Genomic DNA, 20,237 nt, shown 5'->3' with positions numbered 1-20,237 from the left:
TAAAATGATAATCTTTGACTATTTTTTTATATATTGCGAAATGATTACAGTGAAAAAAGCCAGATTGTGTTATGTCTTGCTTGGCATATTATTAGGGTGCTCATGTTCGGATGTCAGCCGCGATGAGGCGGCAGAGATGGATCGTTTTGTGACGGAGCTTATGGGGAAAATGACTCTCCATGAGAAACTCGGTCAACTGAATCTACCTTCGGGCGGCGACATGGTAACAGGTACGGTAATGAATGGAGAGTTGAGCGATATGATCCGTAAGCAGGAGATCGGCGGCTTCTTCAATGTGAAAGGTGTCCGGAGAATCAACGCTCTGCAACGTCTTGCAGTGGAGGAAAGTCGGTTGAAAATACCTTTGCTTGTGGGTGCGGACGTCATTCACGGTTATGAAACGATTTTCCCGATCCCATTGGCGCTTTCCTGTAGTTGGGACACGCTGGCCATCGAACGCATGGCACGTATCTCTGCCATTGAAGCCAGTGCGGATGGCATCAACTGGACATTCAGTCCGATGGTTGATATCTGTCGGGATGCCCGTTGGGGACGTATTGCGGAAGGGAGTGGAGAAGATCCTTACTTGGGCTCCTTGATGGCCAGAGCATATGTGCGTGGTTATCAGGGAAACAGCCTGCAAGGAAATGATGAAATCCTTGCCTGTGTGAAACACTTCGCACTTTATGGAGCGTCCGAATCAGGACGTGATTACAATACGGTGGATATGAGCCGCCTGCGTATGTATAATGAATACCTGGCTCCTTACAAAGCTGCCGTTGATGCTGGTGTAGGCAGCGTCATGAGTTCTTTTAATATCATTGACGGTATTCCCGCCACAGCCAACAAATGGTTGCTGACCGATCTGCTCCGGGATGAATGGAGCTTCGGTGGATTACTCGTAACAGACTATAATTCAATAGCAGAAATGGCTTCTCATGGCATTGCTCCCTTGAAAGAAGCCTCCGTGCGAGCCTTAAAGGCCGGAACGGATATGGATATGGTTTCTTGTGGTTTCCTGAATACGTTGGAGGAATCGCTGAAAGAAGGGAAAATAATGGAAGATCAGATTAATACAGCCTGTCGCCGTGTGCTGGAAGCCAAATATAAATTGGGACTGTTCTCTAATCCGTATAAATATGGCGATACCTTGCGTGTCAAGGAGCAACTTTATACGGCCGAACATCGTTCTGCTGCACGTGCAATCGCATCTGAAACATTTGTTCTGCTAAAAAATGAAAATCATCTGCTTCCCTTAGGCTTAAAAGGCAAGATTGCCTTAGTCGGTCCGATGGCAGACGCCCGTAACAACATGTGCGGTATGTGGAGCATGGCGTGCACTGCTTCCCGTCACGGAACATTGTTGGAAGGAATCCGTTCGGCAGCGGGTGACAAAGCTGAAATACTATATGCAAAAGGCAGTAACGTGTATGAGGATGCGGAAATGGAAAAAGCGGCTGCGGGTATTCGCCCGCTTGAACACGAAGATAACCGGAAACTGTTGGATGAGGCTTTACGTGTGGCTTCACGTGCAGACGTTATTGTTGCCGCTTTGGGTGAATGTGCGGAAATGAGCGGTGAATCGGCTTCACGTACCAATCTTGAAATCCCCGATGCTCAACAGAATTTGTTGAAAGCTTTGCTAAAGACGGGTAAACCTGTCGTACTGCTTCTGTTCACAGGTCGTCCTCTGGTACTGAATTGGGAAGATGCAAATGTTCATTCCATATTGAATGTCTGGTTTGGCGGTAGTGAAACGGGAGATGCGGTTGCTGATGTATTATTCGGTAAAGTAACTCCAAGCGGCAAACTGACAACTACTTTCCCGCGTTCAGTAGGACAACTGCCGCTATTCTACAATCATCTGAACACAGGTCGTCCTGATCCCGACAATCGTGTATTCAATCGTTATGCCAGCAATTATCTGGACGAGAGTAATGAACCTCTTTATCCGTTCGGCTTCGGTTTGAGTTATACGGATTTTGTTTATGGAGATTTACAAATCAGTTCGGAAACACTGCCTAAGAATGGTGAACTGACGGCATCTGTCACTGTAACCAACAAAGGAAACTACGACGGCTACGAGACGGTTCAACTGTATCTTCGTGATATTTATGCGGAGGTTGCCCGTCCGGTGAAGGAACTGAAGGGGTTTGAACGCATCTTCCTGAAGAGTGGAGAAAGCTGTGATGTGAAGTTTGTCATCACGGAAGACGATCTGAAATTCTATAATTCAGAACTGCACTATATTTATGAACCGGGAGAATTTGAAATAATGATAGGTACAAATAGCCGGGATGTAAAGACGAAATGTTTTATTGCTAAATGATAAATAATTAAAACCATGAAAAAACTGAAGATTTTATTATTCTTATGTGTTGTCGCATGTACGCTTACGGTACAGGCACAAAAGCAGTTTACCTTAAACTCTCCGGATGGGAAACTTCAAACAACCATTACCGTTGGTGATAAGCTGACTTATGACATCTACTGTAGCGGACGGCAGATTCTTGCTCCTTCTCCGATTTCGATGACATTGGATAACGGAGAAGTCTGGGGAGAGAAAGCGAAGTTGTCCGGCACTTCCGGAAAAAAAGTAGATCAGGTGATTCCTTCTCCTTTCTATCGTGCCGGTGAATTAAGAGACCATTATAATGAGTTGACTCTCCGGTTTAAAAAAGACTGGAATGTAGAGTTTCGTGCATACGATGATGGCATTGCTTATCGTTTTGTCAGCCGTTCGAAGAAACCTTTCAACGTGGTGGATGAAACGGTGGATTATCATTTTCCATCCGATATGATAGCTTCTGTGCCATATGTAAAAACAGGAAAGGACGGTGATTATGACTCCCAATATTTCAATTCTTTCGAGAATACTTATACGACCGATCCATTGTCGAAACTGAATAAAAAACGTTTGATGTTTTTGCCATTAGTTGTGGATGCCGGCAAAGGTGTTAAAGTTTGTATCACAGAATCCAATTTGGAGAATTACCCCGGTCTTTATTTGTCTGCTGCTGAAGGAGAAAATCGGTTGACAGGTAGTTTTGCTCCCTATCCCAAGAAGATGGTGCAGGGCGGACACAATCAACTTCAGATGTTGGTGAAAGAGCATGAAGCCTACATTGCCAAAGTAGATAAACCCCGGGATTTCCCGTGGCGTATGAGCATTGTTACCACTTCCGATAAGGATTTGGCAGCAAGTAACTTGAGCTATTTGTTGGCTGCCCCTTCCCGTCTGACGGATCTTTCATGGATCAAACCCGGCAAAGTGGCATGGGATTGGTGGAACGACTGGAATCTGGATGGGGTTGATTTTGTGACCGGAGTAAATAATCCTACTTATAAAGCCTACATTGATTTCGCTTCGGCAAACGGTATAGAATATGTGATACTTGACGAAGGCTGGGCAGTGAACCTGCAAGCGGATTTGATGCAAGTGGTGAAAGAGATTAATCTGAAAGAATTGGTAGATTATGCAGCTTCCAAAAATGTGGGCATCATTCTTTGGGCCGGTTATTATGCTTTTGACCGTGATATGGAGAACGTTTGCCGTCATTATGCCGACATGGGTGTAAAAGGTTTCAAGGTCGATTTTATGGATCGTGACGATCAGCTTATGACTGCCTTCAATTATCGGGCTGCCGAAATGTGTGCTAAATACAAACTGATTCTCGACCTGCACGGAACGCACAAGCCGGCCGGTATGAATCGTACCTATCCGAATGTGTTGAATTTTGAAGGCGTCAATGGTCTGGAACAGATGAAATGGAGTCCGGCTTCAGTCGATCAGGTGAAGTATGACGTGATGCTTCCTTTCACACGTCAAGTATCCGGCCCGATGGATTACACGCAAGGGGCGATGCGCAATGCTTCGAAAGGTAACTATTACCCTTGCAATTCGGAACCGATGAGTCAGGGAACCCGTTGTCGTCAACTTGCTCTGTACGTTGTATTCGAATCTCCTTTTAATATGTTGTGTGATACGCCGAGCAACTATATGCGCGAACCGGAATCAACAGGATTTATTGCTGATGTTCCGACAGTGTGGGATGAAAGTATCGTGCTTGATGGTAAGATGGGAGAGTATATCGTAACAGCACGCCGGAGTGGAAATGTCTGGTATGTAGGTGGAATCACCGATTGGACGGCACGTGACATCGAAGTGGATTGCTCTTTCCTGGGTGGTAAGACGTATGATGCTACATTGTTTAAAGACGGAGCAAATGCTCACCGGATCGGGCGTGATTATAAATGTGAATCCATCCGGATAAAAAATGACAGTAAGTTGAAGATTCATTTGGCACCCGGAGGTGGGTTTGCTTTGAAGATTAAGTAAACAACCACTTTACACACTACATTGTCTATTAAATCTTGAAATAGATTTGATATATTTGCAATAGGTTAGATAAGGGTGCGTGCAAATCTTTATAAACGAAGAATAACCCTCGTTACAACTATCTGTAGCGAGGGCTATTACATTAAAAAGAGAGTTCTGGCACATTCCTGTCAGATTCTTATAAGCAAGTCGATTGGGAGGATCACCCTGTAATGACGATGATAGGCAGGGAGGTGTCAGGATAAAGCCGCAATACCTGTCCCTATCAAATTGGCATTATTCATGCTTTTGATATCAACCTCTACATCTTCCAAACCAAACAAACTGAAAAGCTCCCGTAATTTTTCCATGACAATCATGTTATAGTTCTTGTCTTTTCTGTTCTTGCTCCAAAAAAGGCTGCCTTCTGCAACCAGGCAAATTTTTCGTATATTCTTGTTGTATGACTTCAACAACATGATAAGCCCTGTCAGTGAAGCTGCAACTAACTGTGCTGATCTACTATATATCCACTGTGCTACTTCTACATACACCTCCTTATAAATATCGGGATAGTTCATAATAGAGGTGAGCTTTTGTGCATCAAACTTTTCTTCGAACTCCTCCAATGGGAAAGTTGCTTTTAGAATATCTCCCAGGTACATACCGGATACAGCTTTTTCGAAACGTTGTTTTCCCGGATTCCCGGAGATTCCATCCATTGTATTATCTACTGCAGTGAGGAACGGCGGATGAAAATTGCCGGATTCCAGATTGACGGGAATCAATCCATCTACTTTATGTGACGGATTTAATTTTTTAATTTTGTCAGCCGGAATAAAAGTTGCCATATTGGTGCCTGTTCCTACAATCAGACCTATATACGCATCGTAACTACTGTCGGTAAGTCCGGCAAATAAACTGGCAACAGTGTCATTGAGCACTTTTATGTTCGTAAACTTGATTTTATTTCTTTCATTCAGATAGTCGAGCAAAGGTTTTCCAACAACTTCTCCGATCATCTCTTTTATATCAACTCCTTTGGTCCAACGTAGCAGTTTGGCATCTCCACCTGGGACGGACTCTGTCGGATAAGAAAAACAATATCCAATTGGCATCTCTTTTTCCCGTTTTATTCCGGTTATCATATCTGCCATTTCTTTGAACAACTCCTCTCGGGTATAACCGGGAGTTTTCATAATCGACATGTCCTTTTTCCAACCATTGTTAGGATGAATGGTGGGAGGCATTTTGCTGAAGTCAACGATTGCTACCCGGTAATTCGTTCCTCCCAAGTCGAGTACTAATGATTTGCCATTGATACCACTTGCTTTCGGAGTGATGAAAGTGGGAATGCATTGTATCTCTGCATTTTCAGTGTTCAAACCTTCTTCTACTTTCGCTTTAAATGAGCGAGCAATTTCTTTGAGCTGCTCATTATTTAACTGAAAAATATTTTTCTCCATGATATTATTTTTATTGTATAGAATATGTTTATGTATGAATAACAACTGAAGAGGAATTTTGCTCGTTAGGTATACGGTATATGGATCCAATCGGATTCCTGGATTTATCTCTTTCTTTTTGCTCTTTTCCTTTTTGCTCTTTCTTAAAAAAATGCTGAATTCAGTTTACTTACGCACACTTTCTCCTGTCGCCTATTTTTCACTTGCATTTCTCATATTCTCATTGTTTTTCGATAAACGAAAGATAATCAAATAGATATATTATGAGAAATACTTTTCAAAACGGCATTTCTCATAATATTACCAGCTTTTTATGCTGAAAATAGTGTATTTCTCATAGACTTTTTTCTTATTCTCATATTCCTTTTATACATTTTCTCTATTTCTTGTTTTTTGTGGTCGTCATTCTGTTCCTCCCAGTCTTTTTCCGGACTGATTGTTATTCTTCCTTTTTTATATAAGTAGGGATATTCCTAAAATAATAAAATTTAAGGCAACTAATTCATTGCGAGTTAGTTGCCTTTTTTGTATCTTTAAGCATTCCCCCCCAAAAACGGTTTGACGGCCAAAACGGGGGGAATTAAAAATAAAAACACATGGTAAAGATACAAAAAATCTCAGAAATCGAACCTCGTTTAGGTTTTACTGAGTTCGATATGCTAAAAAAATATCGTCAAAGTTTTGCAACGAGTGAATTAGGTCGACTCCATTCTCTGTTCCCTTTCTCGGAACTGGCCCGACAAATGCATTTGAAGTCCTCTCCTTTGGGTCGTAAAAGTTATTTTTCTCCCGAAGGTAAAATAGCCTTGATGGTCTTGAAGTCCTATACCAACTTTTCCGATGCACAACTGATTGAGCATTTAAACGGTAATATTCATTACCAGTTATTTTGTGGTGTTCAGATTGATCCGCTTCATCCACTGACCAATCCTAAAATCGTCAGTGCAATTCGTCAGGAACTAGCGGATCGCCTTGATATTGAGTCCCTCCAGCTCATTCTTGCCGATCATTGGAAACCTTATCTTGAGAACCTTCATGTCTGTATGACCGATGCCACCTGTTATGAAAGTCATCTGCGTTTTCCTACTGATACCAAACTCTTATGGGAAGGTATTGTATGGCTTCATCGTCATCTGTGCAAACATTGCCAGACCTTGCACATACAACGTCCCCGTAACAAGTATCTTGATGTACGCCGTGCCTATCTTGCTTATAGCAAACTGCGTAAACGCAAGAAATCACAGACTCGTATGATTACACGAAGGTTACTTCAGTTATTGGAAAAGTTACTTGACCAGCTGGAGCAGCTTCATTCATCCTACAGGAACAGGCTTACACTATCCTCTGATTACCAAAGACGTTTCTCGGTCATACAGACAGTCCTTGAGCAAGGGAAAAATTTATTTGCAGGCAAAAAAGTGTCCAACCGTATCGTGAGTATCGACCGGCATTACCTTCGCCCCATTATCAGAGGCAAGGAAACCAAATCCGTTGAATTCGGAGCCAAAGTCAACAATATACAGATAGACGGAATCTCCTTTATAGAACATATCTCCTTTAAGGCTTTTAACGAAGGAGTACGTTTGAAAGACTGTATTCATCTGCAACAACAACTGACCGGGGTTAGGGTTAAGGCGCTTGCGGCGGATTCAATCTATGCCAATAATGCCAACCGGAAATTTTGTACAAAATATCATATAAGTACTTCCTTTAAGCGTAAGGGCAGAGCTGCCAAAGATGAGCCGCTTCGTAAGATCTTACGGTCGGAACTCAGCCGTGAAAGAGCTACCCGCCTGGAAGGAAATTTTGGAACGCAGAAACAACATTACTCATTGGCCAGGATAAAAGCTAGAAACAGGAAAACGGAAGTACTTTGGATTTTCTTTGGGATACATACAGCCAATGCGGTATGTATGATAGAAAAGGTCGAAAAGAAAAAAAGAAAGGCAGCATAATCTGACTAAAATAACAGGAAAAACAGGAGAGGTTTTAACTTCCCCTAAAAAAGACATGTACATAATGCAAGGGGGGGAAGGAAAAACAAGAATATGTAAACAATATTATACAAAAAAGATAGAAGATTGGGAGAGTTGAACGAAAAAATCAAGAGAAAAGCTCACGTAAAGCAAAGCTTTTCTCTTGATTTTTTAGAAAGAGGAACATTTACTGAATATCCCTAAGTAACTTTTTATAAAGCAATTACCTTGCCTTACTTTACTGCTTTCCTGTATTAAGTTCTCCTTATCCCTTTATATTTTATCCTAATCATTGTTGTGTTTTGCTATAAGTATTTGTATCGTTTCACTGGAGTGGGCAGATCATTGCACTCTAGTGAACGGTACTGTCTACTCTAGTGCACAGACCTTTCCACTCTAGTGGAACGATATGGCTGCTTATACATAAATATGCTAATGTCTACTCTTTATACTCCGCATGTCCATTTTATAATCTATTATTTAAGTATTACCTGATTACATCTCTAGCTTGGCTTGACTTCATAATAGTCTGATGCTTCCTTTGCCTTGTAGTAGACTCTTTTTTTACTGCGTGTTTCGTTGCAGTCCATGCTAACTATTACGGTTTTGTCGAAGAATAACTTGAATACTCTGCAAAACAAGTAAAAAAGTATTTGGAATCGCTTGGAAAATCTATGAGAAATGTTTTTGAAAGTGATGAAAAGCTATGAGAAATACGTTGTTTTATGGGTAAAACGCTGGTAATACTATGAGAAATGCCGTTTTGAATAGTATTTCTCATAGTGTTATGCATTTGATTTATATATAGTTATTGTATTTACTATGAGAATATGAGAAATGAAAATTGAAAATCGTTTGCAGGAACCTGCCCTGAGCGTTTTTATTTTGATACAATCAGGGCAAACGTCCGCCTGAGTTTAATTCATCAATACATTGCTTTAAGTCGTAAGGACAAATTAGTGTGGATTTGAAAGTTGCCAATATATAGCTATAATAATTTTATGTCTCATACCTATTTCTTTGTCAAAATTGTTTGTTTGCTAAATATAAATTGCTACTTTTGTCGTAGTTTACTTTCGAGCGATGAAGGTAACTTTTTAATATTTTTATTGAGAACGGTTATTTGTTACATTCATATATAAAATCCGCTAAATTTTAACTTTCGTGAATGGAATGAGTGACAAGTCTCGCGCACTTTTGTCTGTATAACCTTGTTATATACTCAGTTGGGCGTGGGGCTATCATTCATGTTCACGAAAGGGGTCTTAGCGGATACCTATATATGGCATGAATAGATAGTTTCCACGCTCTTTCTTTTTTATAAACCCTCGCACCATCGGGAACTGATGCGGTAAATAACGCAACCTATGTACGGAGACTTTAATCGCATTGTTGTCCAGCTGGTTCAGCATCCTGTCATGCACAAACCTCTCTCGGATTTAACCTATACAGAATGTGAACTGGCCTATGCTTTGATAAGTGAATTGATTGATTTGTCAACTGAAGGTGATTATACTTTATTGGACTATATCCAAATGGCTCGCCTGGAGTATTATCTGGGTGAGTTGTCTTGTAAGATCAACTGTAGTAGGGAGGAAACTGCCCTTCATTATGCGGGCGCCCTTCATCTATTAGAAAAAGGCGGCTTTGATTTGGGCATAAAGAAGTGGGTTGAACTTGTCAGCCTGCGGATCGAGAATCCTAAAAAAGAATGATATTCTGATTTTGTATATAGAATCTGATCGGTATCCACTCAGTATTTATCCGGCATATCCATATGGAATAGTCAACCGTTAGACTACTTAGAACAAGTATTCTAGCGGTTGACAATAAATCCTCTTGCTTTTTTCTAATATCTTTTTTCTTGTAGCTTTCTTTTTCTTAGCTGTAATTCGACTGTAATTTCTGTTATTTCTTTCTTCTGCATCTTTTTCTCTCTTGCGTGCGCCTACGCGCCCGCGTGTGATATAATAATGTGTCCCATGTGTACCGTTTCCGCCCGCAATCCACTTATGATAAAAAAATATGTTCTACAACATCATTATCCTTCAGCGCTTTAGCAGATTCTTTCAAAAAAACTTCGAAAAAAGAGTTTAATATATTTGGATTGTATACCAAAAGGGTATACTTTTGCACCCGCTTTCCAAGAGAAGAAAGCCTTGCAGAATTGACATAGTGAAAAAGCGAGATTGCGCTTAAAGAAAAGAACAAAAAAACTTCCGAAAAGTTTTGGAGTATAATAAATAAAGTTCTTATCTTTGCAGTCCGATTCGCAAAGAAAACGGTCTTTGTTTTTTTTCTTTTATACATTCTTTCCCTTTCGCATAGAGAGCCTGAGAAATGAGTAAAAAGAAAAAATAAAAAAACTTCCGAAAAAGTTTGGTAGTTAAAAATAAAGCCTTTACCTTTGCACCCGCTTTTGAAACGAAAGCAGCAAGTTCTTTGAAATATTGATAAACAATACAAGTAGTACAAGTAAAAAAATAGAACCGTCAATACTTGTTTCCAGAGCAGCAATGTTCGAAGAAACGATAGGTATTTGAATAAGGTCAATAAATTTACGGCATCCTGAACAGAGCAAAAAATCATCTTAACAGATGAAAAGATACTTTTACAATGAAGAGTTTGATCCTGGCTCAGGATGAACGCTAGCTACAGGCTTAACACATGCAAGTCGAGGGGCAGCATTTTAGTTTGCTTGCAAACTAAAGATGGCGACCGGCGCACGGGTGAGTAACACGTATCCAACCTGCCGATAACTCGGGGATAGCCTTTCGAAAGAAAGATTAATATCCGATGGTATATTTTCTCCGCATGGTGAGAATATTAAAGAATTTCGGTTATCGATGGGGATGCGTTCCATTAGTTTGTTGGCGGGGTAACGGCCCACCAAGACCACGATGGATAGGGGTTCTGAGAGGAAGGTCCCCCACATTGGAACTGAGACACGGTCCAAACTCCTACGGGAGGCAGCAGTGAGGAATATTGGTCAATGGACGAGAGTCTGAACCAGCCAAGTAGCGTGAAGGATGACTGCCCTATGGGTTGTAAACTTCTTTTATATGGGAATAAAGTGTTCCACGTGTGGGATTTTGTATGTACCATATGAATAAGGATCGGCTAACTCCGTGCCAGCAGCCGCGGTAATACGGAGGATCCGAGCGTTATCCGGATTTATTGGGTTTAAAGGGAGCGTAGGTGGATTGTTAAGTCAGTTGTGAAAGTTTGCGGCTCAACCGTAAAATTGCAGTTGAAACTGGCAGTCTTGAGTACAGTAGAGGTGGGCGGAATTCGTGGTGTAGCGGTGAAATGCTTAGATATCACGAAGAACTCCGATTGCGAAGGCAGCTCACTAGACTGCAACTGACACTGATGCTCGAAAGTGTGGGTATCAAACAGGATTAGATACCCTGGTAGTCCACACAGTAAACGATGAATACTCGCTGTTTGCGATATACAGTAAGCGGCCAAGCGAAAGCATTAAGTATTCCACCTGGGGAGTACGCCGGCAACGGTGAAACTCAAAGGAATTGACGGGGGCCCGCACAAGCGGAGGAACATGTGGTTTAATTCGATGATACGCGAGGAACCTTACCCGGGCTTAAATTGCATTTGAATAATCTGGAAACAGGTTAGCCGCAAGGCAAATGTGAAGGTGCTGCATGGTTGTCGTCAGCTCGTGCCGTGAGGTGTCGGCTTAAGTGCCATAACGAGCGCAACCCTTATCTTTAGTTACTAACAGGTCATGCTGAGGACTCTAGAGAGACTGCCGTCGTAAGATGTGAGGAAGGTGGGGATGACGTCAAATCAGCACGGCCCTTACGTCCGGGGCTACACACGTGTTACAATGGGGGGTACAGAAGGCAGCTACCTGGCGACAGGATGCTAATCCCAAAAACCTCTCTCAGTTCGGATCGAAGTCTGCAACCCGACTTCGTGAAGCTGGATTCGCTAGTAATCGCGCATCAGCCATGGCGCGGTGAATACGTTCCCGGGCCTTGTACACACCGCCCGTCAAGCCATGAAAGCCGGGGGTACCTGAAGTACGTAACCGCAAGGAGCGTCCTAGGGTAAAACTGGTAATTGGGGCTAAGTCGTAACAAGGTAGCCGTACCGGAAGGTGCGGCTGGAACACCTCCTTTCTGGAGCGATGCCGTAAGACGATGCAATTCTACATGAATAATGTAAAACGCCATCGTTAAAAATAATGACTTTAAAGGTTCTGTTTATTGTACTACTGGTACTTGTTTATTTATAATATATAGATCAACCATCTATAGAAGTATAGATAGAGATAAACAAGAGAAAAAAGAAGCCGAGTCTAGACGAAAGGTAGACAAGGTTGAACTAGTCCTATAGCTCAGTTGGTTAGAGCGCTACACTGATAATGTAGAGGTCGGCAGTTCAACTCTGCCTGGGACTACCAAGCTCAAGAACGAGGAATAGTGACAGCTAAAAGCTAAAAACTAAAAACAACATTCTTGAATAACCTCTTGGGGGATTAGCTCAGCTGGCTAGAGCATCTGCCTTGCACGCAGAGGGTCAACGGTTCGAATCCGTTATTCTCCACTCTCTCTGAAAAGAGAAACGATCTTTGACATGATGTACAAAAAGTAAAATTAAAAGTAAGAGCTAAAAGTATATATCAAACCGTACGTGTTCGAATATGCAATATTGACAGCCGGAAGCAATTCCCCAAGTCAATACCAATATGAGAATAAAACGTTTGAAAGAAAGTAAGCAAGGGCGCATGGCGGATGCCTTGGCTCTCGGAGGCGATGAAGGACGTGATAAGCTGCGATAAGCTTCGGGTAGGTGCAAATAACCTTTGATCCGAAGATTTCCGAATGGGACAACCCGTCATTCTGAAGGAATGACATCTTGCATAGCAAGAGGCTAACGCAGGGAACTGAAACATCTTAGTACCTGCAGGAAAAGAAAATAATAATGATTCCCCAAGTAGTGGCGAGCGAACGGGGATTAGCCCAAACCAATGTTGTTACGGCAATATTGGGGTTGTAGGACCACGATGTCGCAAGAACTTTAGTGAGAAGAATTCTTTGGAAAATGAAACCATAGACGGTGATAGTCCGGTATTCGAAGCTAAACGAAGCGTAGTGGTATCCTGAGTAGCGCGGGACACGAGGAATCTTGCGTGAATCTGCCGGGACCATCCGGTAAGGCTAAATACTCCCGAGAGACCGATAGCGAACCAGTACTGTGAAGGAAAGGTGAAAAGCACTTCGAATAGAAGAGTGAAATAGTCCCTGAAACCGTGCGCCTACAAGCGGTCGGAGCAGCGTAAGTTGTGACGGCGTGCCTTTTGCATAATGAACCTACGAGTTACTTTTTCCGGCAAGGTTAAGCATTTCAAAATGTGTAGCCGAAGCGAAAGCGAGTCTGAACAGGGCGATTAGTCGGAAGGAGTAGACGCGAAACCAAGTGATCTACCCTTGGTCAGGTTGAAGGTTAGGTAACACTAACTGGAGGACCGAACCGATAAGCGTTGAAAAGCTTCCGGATGAACTGAGGGTGGGGGTGAAAGGCTAATCAAACTTGGAGATAGCTCGTACTCCCCGAAATGCATTTAGGTGCAGCCTTGGGAATTACTACTGTGAGGTAGAGCGACTGATAAGATGCGAGGGCTTCACCGCCTATCAAGTCTTGATAAACTCCGAATGCGCAGTAGTTCGATCCCAGGAGTGAGGGCATGGGTGCTAAGGTCCATGTCCTAAAGGAGAAGAATCCGGACCATCAGCTAAGGTCCCGAAATAATTGCTAAGTTGAACTAACGAAGTCAGATTGCTAAGACAGCTAGGATGTTGGCTTGGAAGCAGCCATTCATTTAAAGAGTGCGTAACAGCTCACTAGTCGAGGAGTTTGGCGTGGATAATAATCGGGCATCAAGCAATTTACCGAAGCTATGGGATCAGTAATGATCGGTAGGGGAGCATTCCACTCTGCGTCGAAGGTGAAGCGTGAGCTTTGCTGGAGCGTGTGGAAAAGCAAATGTAGGTATAAGTAACGATAAAGGGGGTGAGAAACCCCCTCGCCGAAAGACTAAGGTTTCCTGATCAACGCTAATCGGATCAGGGTTAGTCGGGTCCTAAGGCTCAGCCGAACGGTGAGGCCGATGGCAGAACAGGTTAATATTCCTGTACTACCTTAAGGAGTGACGTGGAGACGGAGGAGTGACAGCGCCGCGGACTGACGGAATAGTCCGTTGAAGGGTGTAGATGTTGATTATCCCAGGCAAATCCAGGATAAGAGTCGAACCTGATAGTATACCAAATTCTTCGGAATAAGGTAATAGTGCGTGTAAGCATACTCCCAAGAAAATCCGCTAAACTTAATCTTTAAGGTACCCGTACCGCAAACGGACACACGTAGTCGGGTTGAATATACTAAGGCGCTTGAGTGATTCACGGTTAAGGAACTAGGCAAATTGACCCTGTAACTTCGGGATAAAGGGTCCCAACGAGAGTTGGGCGCAGAGAATAGGTCCAGGCAACTGTTTAACAAAAACACAGGGCTGTGCCAAATTGAAAGATTACGTATACAGCCTGACACCTGCCCGGTGCTGGAAGGTTAAGAGGAGATGTCATCGCAAGAGAAGCATTGAATTGAAGCCCCAGTAAACGGCGGCCGTAACTATAACGGTCCTAAGGTAGCGAAATTCCTTGTCGGGTAAGTTCCGACCTGCACGAATGGTGTAATGATCTGGACACTGTCTCAACCGTGAGCTCAGTGAAATTGTAGTATCGGTGAAGATGCCGATTACCCGCGATGGGACGAAAAGACCCCGTGAACCTTTACTATAGCTTAACATTGAATTTGGGTAATTGATGTGTAGGATAGGCCGGAGACTTTGAAGCAGGTACGCCAGTATTTGTGGAGTCGCTGTTGAAATACGGCCCTTTGATTATTTGAGTTCTAACTCGTAGATACGAGGACACTGTTTGGTGGGTAGTTTGACTGGGGTGGTCGCCTCCAAAAGTGTAACGGAGGCTTCTAAAGGTGCCCTCAGGACGATTGGTAACCGTCCGTAGAGTGTAATGGCATAAGGGCGCTTGACTGGGAGACAGACAAGTCGATCAGGTAGGAAACTAGAGCATAGTGATCCGGTGTTTCCGTATGGAAGGGACATCGCTCAAAGGATAAAAGGTACTCCGGGGATAACAGGCTGATCCCTCCCAAGAGCTCATATCGACGGAGGGGTTTGGCACCTCGATGTCGGCTCGTCACATCCTGGGGCTGGAGAAGGTCCCAAGGGTTGGGCTGTTCGCCCATTAAAGTGGCACGCGAGCTGGGTTCAGAACGTCGTGAGACAGTTCGGTCTCTATCTATCGTGGGCGTATGAAATTTGCGTGGCTCTGACACTAGTACGAGAGGACCGTGTTGGACTGACCGCTGGTTTACCAGTTGTGCCGCCAGGTGCATTGCTGGGTATCTAAGTCGGGATTGGATAAGTGCTGAAAGCATCTAAGTACGAAGCCAGCCACAAGATTAGATTTCTTAGGGTCGTCAAAGACGATGACGTTGATAGGATGCAGGTGTAAAGGTGGTAACATCAAAGCCGAGCATTACTAATTGCCCGTTCACTTTCTTTCGGACATGTACCGGTTGGGTATATACGTTTAGCTTGCTAGACACTGAAATTTTACTTTTCATCATGTCATAACCTTCTTCAGGTGGTTATAGCACGAGGGTTCCACCTCTTCCCATTCCGAACAGAGAAGTTAAGCCTCGTCACGCTGATGGTACTGCGTAACAGTGGGAGAGTAGGTAGCCGCCGTTTTTAAGAAGCCCCTTGATTCATTTTGAGTCAAGGGGCTTTCTGTTTTTTTATCACTTCTGAATTAGGGCCTTCTCTAAGGTCGGATAAAAGATAACCTCTTCTCTTCTTCTGCAAATAAAATAGCTGTATTTACTAATGCCAGATGTGAATATGCCTGCGGGAAGTTGCCCAACTGTTCTTTGGTTTCGAAATCAATATCTTCACTAAACAATCCGAGGTGATTGGAATATTTCAGAACTTCGTCAAACAGGCAGCGTGCTTCTTCTTTATGGCCGGTTACAAGCAATGCCCGTATAAGCCAGAATGTACAAATCGTAAAAGCAGAAGTAGGCAACCCAAAATCGTCTTTGCTGTTATAGCGATACATAAGTCCTTTATGGAAAAGGGCTTTCTTGACTGCTTCCACTGTTTTATGATAGCGTATATCATCTGCTTCTATAAATCCATAGGGTTCCATCAATAGTAATGAGGAATCCATTGCTTGATTATTATATGTCTGTGTGAAGCTTTGAAGTTCCTTATTCCAGCCATATTTCATCACATCTTTCTTTATTTTTTCGGCTTCCAGTTGCCAACGTTCGCTATAATTATATTTGTTAAGCATTTGAGCGATTTTAGCTCCGCGATCTAAAGCTACCCAACACATCACTTTGGAAGAAACAAAGTGTTGTCCTTCTCCCCGGATCTCCCAGATTCCCTTATCGGGCTTTCTCCAGTTTTCTACTACTTTTGCTAAAATGGTCTTTACCATTTCCCACATGTCTTCAATTTCATCCAGTGTGCCGGGCATGAGGCGATAATATTGGTAAATCAGGTCCATCAGGTAACCAAAAGAGTCGTTTTGTTTCTGATGGTATGCATCATTTCCTATTCGTACAGGTTTGGAGTTCTTATAACCGGATAGATGGTCGAGTATCACTTCGGTTAGTTGGTGCTCGCCCCGGATGCCATACATAATTTGATAATCATGTTTGGAAACGAATGTGGATTGGATAAATTTCATAAAGCGTTTGGCTGCACCGGTATGTCCGATTTGAAACATGGTTTCGATGGACATGGAAGCATCCCGAAGCCAGCAGAAACGATAATCCCAGTTGCGCACTTCTCCTACAGCTTCCGGAAGGCTTGTCGTTAGTGCTGCCAGCACAGCTCCGTTGTGGTAGGACATTAGTTTCAGAACCAATAAACTCCGTTCGATTACGTCATTATATAGAGTGTATTTCTTGCTTCTGTCTGTCCAGTTCAGCCAATATACCAGCGTACGGCAATATTCTATTTTCTCCCTTTCTATGTCGATTGGGATCACTTTCTCGTTATAGGAGAGCAGGAGAAATTCGTCTTTCTCAAGAATGATTTCTTTTTTCTCTTTGATGTCCTGAAGAGACAGGGAAGCATATAAATATTGTCTGTCCTTGTTGTCAAAGGAGCAGTAGGATTCGATATACTGTGGAGTGATATTAAGGATCACTTGTCCCTGCGCATAGTTCGGGGCCGGATGATAGTTGATCTTGAAACGCGGTTTCCCTTTTATCCAATGTATGTAGCGGTATAATTCGGCAGGTAAATAATGCCCTGTTTCGTCTTGTGAACGATAGCAGGGCATATAGTCGAGCACTACGAATTCTCCTTCATCGGAGGAGAATTGGGTAGAAAGAATATTGGTGTGGGGGACATAATTTTGTGTGATGCGATAGTCTCCGGAAACTTCGAATCCGAAAGCTCCTCCTTTCTCCCGGTCGAGCATACTGGCAAAAATAGAAGGAGAATCGAAATCGGGAAAACAGAGCCATTCGATATTTCCGTTCTGCGAAATGAGAGCTGCCGTTCGGCAGTTACCTATCACTCCATAATTTAAATTATTCATATTGATTGCTTTTTATTGAGTTTTTAATAGATCTTTGAGAAAGTCGAAAGCGAAAGTCAGGCGATTCTTAATACTTCCTTCTTTTGTGGCAGTTTTTTGTTTGCCTAGTAAAGACCGTAAGAAAGGAAGTACGTCAGATTGGGCAGACAGGTGATAGTTGGCGGCTTCGGATACGCTACCTATTTTAATGGCGATAGCGCTCATCGGCAATGCCTGAAACATATCTTCATCTGTAGTGTCGTCTCCCATCGCTATAACAAAATCATAACGTCTGTTGGCTAGCAGACGACCCACCTCGGAACCTTTATTGCAATCCGGTGATTTGATTTCGATCACTTTATTTCCTTGTAGAATTTGTAGTTTCTGCCGGGTACAGAGCGAAATCAGTGTGTTGACGAGTTGTTGGGCTCTTAATGTGCCGAGCCATGCGTCACTTTCACGATAATGCCATGCCAGGGCAGTTTCCTTCACTTCCAGATGGGAACGGGGAGTACGGTCTACAAACATTTGAAGAATAGAGAGAATACCTGCTCCCCATTCTTTCTTCTTTATGTTTTTATGCCAAACCCCGTTCTCTTTGTAGAAAGCCCCATGTTCGGCAGCCATAGACACAGGAAGGGAGCCAAGCCATTTTTCTAATGTAAAGTGATCCCGCCCGCTATTGATAACAATATGATTGGCGGGATCGCTAGCCAGTTGTTGTAGAATAGAAATGAGTTCCGGTGTAGGTTGTGCATCCTCGGGACGTGGTTTGAGAGCCGTCAGTGTACCATCATAGTCCAGCAGAATCAGGCGTTGTTTGGCTTGGTTATACTTGAGCTTGATTTGTGCGATGGTGGCAGCTACGATGCGTTTTTTCCGTAACATATCATTTTTCATACATGTCGCGTTCAGTTCATTGACAAAGTCGGCTGCCCATTTGTTGACTGTCTGTACGGACAGAATGCTTTGCATACGTTGCAGGCGTTGTTTTTGTTCCTCTTCGGGCATTTCAAGTGCCTGGCAAATAGCATTTTCTATTTGTTCTGTATCGTTCGGGTTGATTTGGATAGCGTCCGTCAATTCTACGGCGGCACCTGCCATTTCGCTAAGGATAAGTACACCGGGATTGTCGCATTTGGTAGCTACGTATTCTTTGGCTACCAGATTCATTCCGTCCCGAAGTGGAGTGACGAGGGCTATGTCGGCCACATAGTACATGGCAGTCAGTTCTTCCAGTGAAAAGCCATGATAGAAATAACAGACGGGAGTCCAGTTCATTGTGGAGTAACGTCCGTTGATAGAGCCGATTTCTTCGTCAATTTTTGTTTTTAGTTCCGCATAACTGCCTACATGGTCGCGTGAAGGGACAATGACCATTGCCAATGTAACTTTACCGTGATATTCAGCATGATGTTCGAGGAAGGTGGCAAAGCCACGAAGACGGTGCAATATGCCTTTGCTGTAATCCAGTCTGTCTACTGACAGGATCAGTTTATGCTCGCCGAAAAGTTTCCGGGTACGTTCAATAGCTTGGTGCACTTCTTTATTTTCCGAGGCCTTATGATAAGATTCATAGTTGATTCCCATTGGTAATGCCTCTACTCTGGTCACCCGGTTGTTGATCTGTACTTCATCCAATTTAAAATCGAGATGTAATACACGTTCTACAGCACTGATGAAATGACGCATATAGTCGTGGGTGTGGAAAGCAATGAAGTCGGCTCCTAATAAGCCTTTCAGTATCTCGGCGCGCTCCGGCAGAATACGAAAAAGTTCGTAGGAAGGGAACGGGATATGATGGAAATATCCGATACAGAGTTCCGGATATATTTTCCTCAACATTCCCGGAAGTAGCATCAACTGATAATCCTGTATCCATACTTTGTCGCCGGGACGTACCAGTCGGCAAATCTCCTCACAGAAAAGACGGTTGACTTGCTGGTAGGATTGCCAAAAACAGTTCTTATATAAGGTATAAGCATAAAAGTAATGGCATAAAGGCCAGATAGTACTGTTACTGTATCCTTCGTAGTAATTTTCAATTTGCTTTTCCGACAAGAAGACCGGATGAAAATTCATTTCCTGTAGTTTCTCGTTAATCTCCTGTTGGTCCTTTTCTTCATTGGCACATATTCCGGGCCAACCTATCCAGTGCTTCTCATAAGAAGTCTGAAGAGAATCCAAACCTGTTGCCAGTCCGCCTTCGCTACGCGAAAATGCGAATTTACCGTTTGTGCCGGCTACTTTGACAGGTAATCTGTTTGCAATAATATAAAGTTTCATATCTATCTCTTTGCAAAGCATATACCAATAGACCTATATTAGTTGTTAATCTCTTATTATCAGTGTATTATAAGTATTATGTTTCCTTCTCTTGCCTTTTCAAAATGAAAATCCCCCTTTCAAAGTGGTAATTTGCTTATTTTTTCTCTTCTGAAATTCCGGAAAAGTACAAAGCTTTTCAAAATAGAATCCTTTTTTCAAAATGGAAGGGTATGTTGGATGGATAGAAAGTTTCTTGTGATGTGTATTTTGTTGAATATTAGTCTGTTATCTGCTGTGTGTTTTTTGTGGCACGCATTTGGCATGAAGGGTGGCGAGTAAAAAAATAATAGTAATCATTTAAAAGGTAAAAACATGGGAATAACACTATCATTTATTTTCTGCCTGTTAAGCGGTTTCGCTTGTTTCTGGCTATTTTGGAAATGTGTAGACTGGTTTGAAAATATTTAAAGAAAAAGGAGAATTGATTATGTACACAGCATTATTCGTATTAGGTATTGCGATCTTCGGTTATTTGATGTACGTGCTCGTCAAACCCGAAAAGTTTTAA

At 42.7% G+C, this 20,237-nt stretch carries 8 protein-coding genes, 2 tRNA genes and 3 rRNA genes; 10 read left to right on the top strand and 3 right to left on the bottom strand.

From position 1 onward, the window contains the following. Positions 1 to 40 precede the first annotated feature (40 nt). Both bglX and Bovatus_RS11835 read left to right on the top strand, forming a co-directional pair. Complete coding sequence (bglX, locus tag Bovatus_RS11840) at positions 41 to 2,329, top strand: beta-glucosidase BglX (RefSeq protein ID WP_004323730.1); 2,289 nt, start codon at positions 41 to 43, stop codon at positions 2,327 to 2,329. A gap of 15 nt (positions 2,330 to 2,344) precedes the next feature. After that, positions 2,345 to 4,339, top strand: a complete 1,995-nt coding sequence (locus Bovatus_RS11835; protein ID WP_004298980.1) for a glycoside hydrolase family 97 protein — start codon at positions 2,345 to 2,347, stop codon at positions 4,337 to 4,339. Between the two features lie 236 nt (positions 4,340 to 4,575). On the opposite strand, the gene Bovatus_RS11830 is transcribed toward Bovatus_RS11835, so the two are convergent. Then, on the bottom strand, positions 4,576 to 5,784 hold the full coding sequence (locus Bovatus_RS11830) for a hexokinase family protein (protein ID WP_004298983.1): 1,209 nt from the start codon (positions 5,782 to 5,784) through the stop codon (positions 4,576 to 4,578). 596 nt (positions 5,785 to 6,380) lie between these two features. Between Bovatus_RS11830 and Bovatus_RS11825 the strand changes: the two genes are divergently transcribed. The 7 genes from Bovatus_RS11825 (at position 6,381) to rrf (ending at position 15,558) form a co-directional block, all read left to right on the top strand. Beyond that, positions 6,381 to 7,739, top strand: coding sequence for a transposase (locus tag Bovatus_RS11825; RefSeq protein WP_004297151.1), 1,359 nt, complete (start codon positions 6,381 to 6,383; stop codon positions 7,737 to 7,739). Positions 7,740 to 9,127: 1,388 nt separating this feature from the next. Then, a complete protein-coding gene (locus tag Bovatus_RS11820) occupies positions 9,128 to 9,475 on the top strand; it encodes a hypothetical protein (protein WP_004298987.1) in 348 nt (115 codons plus the stop codon). Between the two features lie 898 nt (positions 9,476 to 10,373). After that, positions 10,374 to 11,902, top strand: a 16S ribosomal RNA gene (locus Bovatus_RS11805). A 207-nt stretch (positions 11,903 to 12,109) separates the two neighbouring features. After that, positions 12,110 to 12,186, top strand: a tRNA-Ile gene (locus tag Bovatus_RS11800). Between the two features lie 69 nt (positions 12,187 to 12,255). Further along, positions 12,256 to 12,329 (top strand) — tRNA-Ala (locus tag Bovatus_RS11795). Between the two features lie 161 nt (positions 12,330 to 12,490). Beyond that, positions 12,491 to 15,370, top strand: a 23S ribosomal RNA gene (locus Bovatus_RS11790). 77 nt (positions 15,371 to 15,447) lie between these two features. After that, positions 15,448 to 15,558: ribosomal RNA gene (rrf, locus tag Bovatus_RS11785) — 5S ribosomal RNA — on the top strand. Together the 16S, 23S and 5S rRNA genes with 2 tRNA genes alongside form the textbook arrangement of a ribosomal RNA operon. 73 nt (positions 15,559 to 15,631) lie before the next feature. On the opposite strand, the gene Bovatus_RS11780 is transcribed toward rrf, so the two are convergent. Both Bovatus_RS11780 and Bovatus_RS11775 read right to left on the bottom strand, forming a co-directional pair. Next, entirely contained in the window at positions 15,632 to 17,422 is a 1,791-nt protein-coding gene (locus Bovatus_RS11780) for a glycoside hydrolase family 15 protein (RefSeq protein WP_004299007.1), read from the bottom strand. 12 nt (positions 17,423 to 17,434) lie between these two features. Further along, the gene (locus Bovatus_RS11775; protein ID WP_004299009.1) at positions 17,435 to 19,708 is read right to left on the bottom strand and encodes a bifunctional alpha,alpha-trehalose-phosphate synthase (UDP-forming)/trehalose-phosphatase; all 2,274 of its coding nucleotides are present in this window, start codon (positions 19,706 to 19,708) and stop codon (positions 17,435 to 17,437) included. Positions 19,709 to 20,156: 448 nt separating this feature from the next. Here Bovatus_RS11775 and Bovatus_RS25875 point away from each other — a divergent pair, with 448 nt between their 5' ends. Further along, on the top strand, positions 20,157 to 20,237 hold the full coding sequence (locus Bovatus_RS25875; protein ID WP_073343870.1) for a potassium-transporting ATPase subunit F: 81 nt from the start codon (positions 20,157 to 20,159) through the stop codon (positions 20,235 to 20,237).

The organism is Bacteroides ovatus (genome assembly GCF_001314995.1).
GTDB classification, from domain to species: domain Bacteria; phylum Bacteroidota; class Bacteroidia; order Bacteroidales; family Bacteroidaceae; genus Bacteroides; species Bacteroides ovatus.
This window is presented reverse-complemented; position numbering and strand designations above follow the sequence as displayed.

Bases quoted from the DNA above. Each gene is read 5' to 3' on its own strand.
- bglX (WP_004323730.1), top strand. From the start codon at position 41: ATGATTACAGTGAAAAAAGCCAGATTGTGTTATGTCTTGCTTGGCATA.
- Bovatus_RS11835 (WP_004298980.1), top strand. From the start codon at position 2,345: ATGAAAAAACTGAAGATTTTATTATTCTTATGTGTTGTCGCATGTACG.
- Bovatus_RS11830 (WP_004298983.1), bottom strand. From the start codon at position 5,784: ATGGAGAAAAATATTTTTCAGTTAAATAATGAGCAGCTCAAAGAAATT.
- Bovatus_RS11825 (WP_004297151.1), top strand. From the start codon at position 6,381: ATGGTAAAGATACAAAAAATCTCAGAAATCGAACCTCGTTTAGGTTTT.
- Bovatus_RS11820 (WP_004298987.1), top strand. From the start codon at position 9,128: ATGTACGGAGACTTTAATCGCATTGTTGTCCAGCTGGTTCAGCATCCT.
- Bovatus_RS11780 (WP_004299007.1), bottom strand. From the start codon at position 17,422: ATGAATAATTTAAATTATGGAGTGATAGGTAACTGCCGAACGGCAGCT.
- Bovatus_RS11775 (WP_004299009.1), bottom strand. From the start codon at position 19,708: ATGCTTTGCAAAGAGATAGATATGAAACTTTATATTATTGCAAACAGA.
- Bovatus_RS25875 (WP_073343870.1), top strand. From the start codon at position 20,157: ATGTACACAGCATTATTCGTATTAGGTATTGCGATCTTCGGTTATTTG.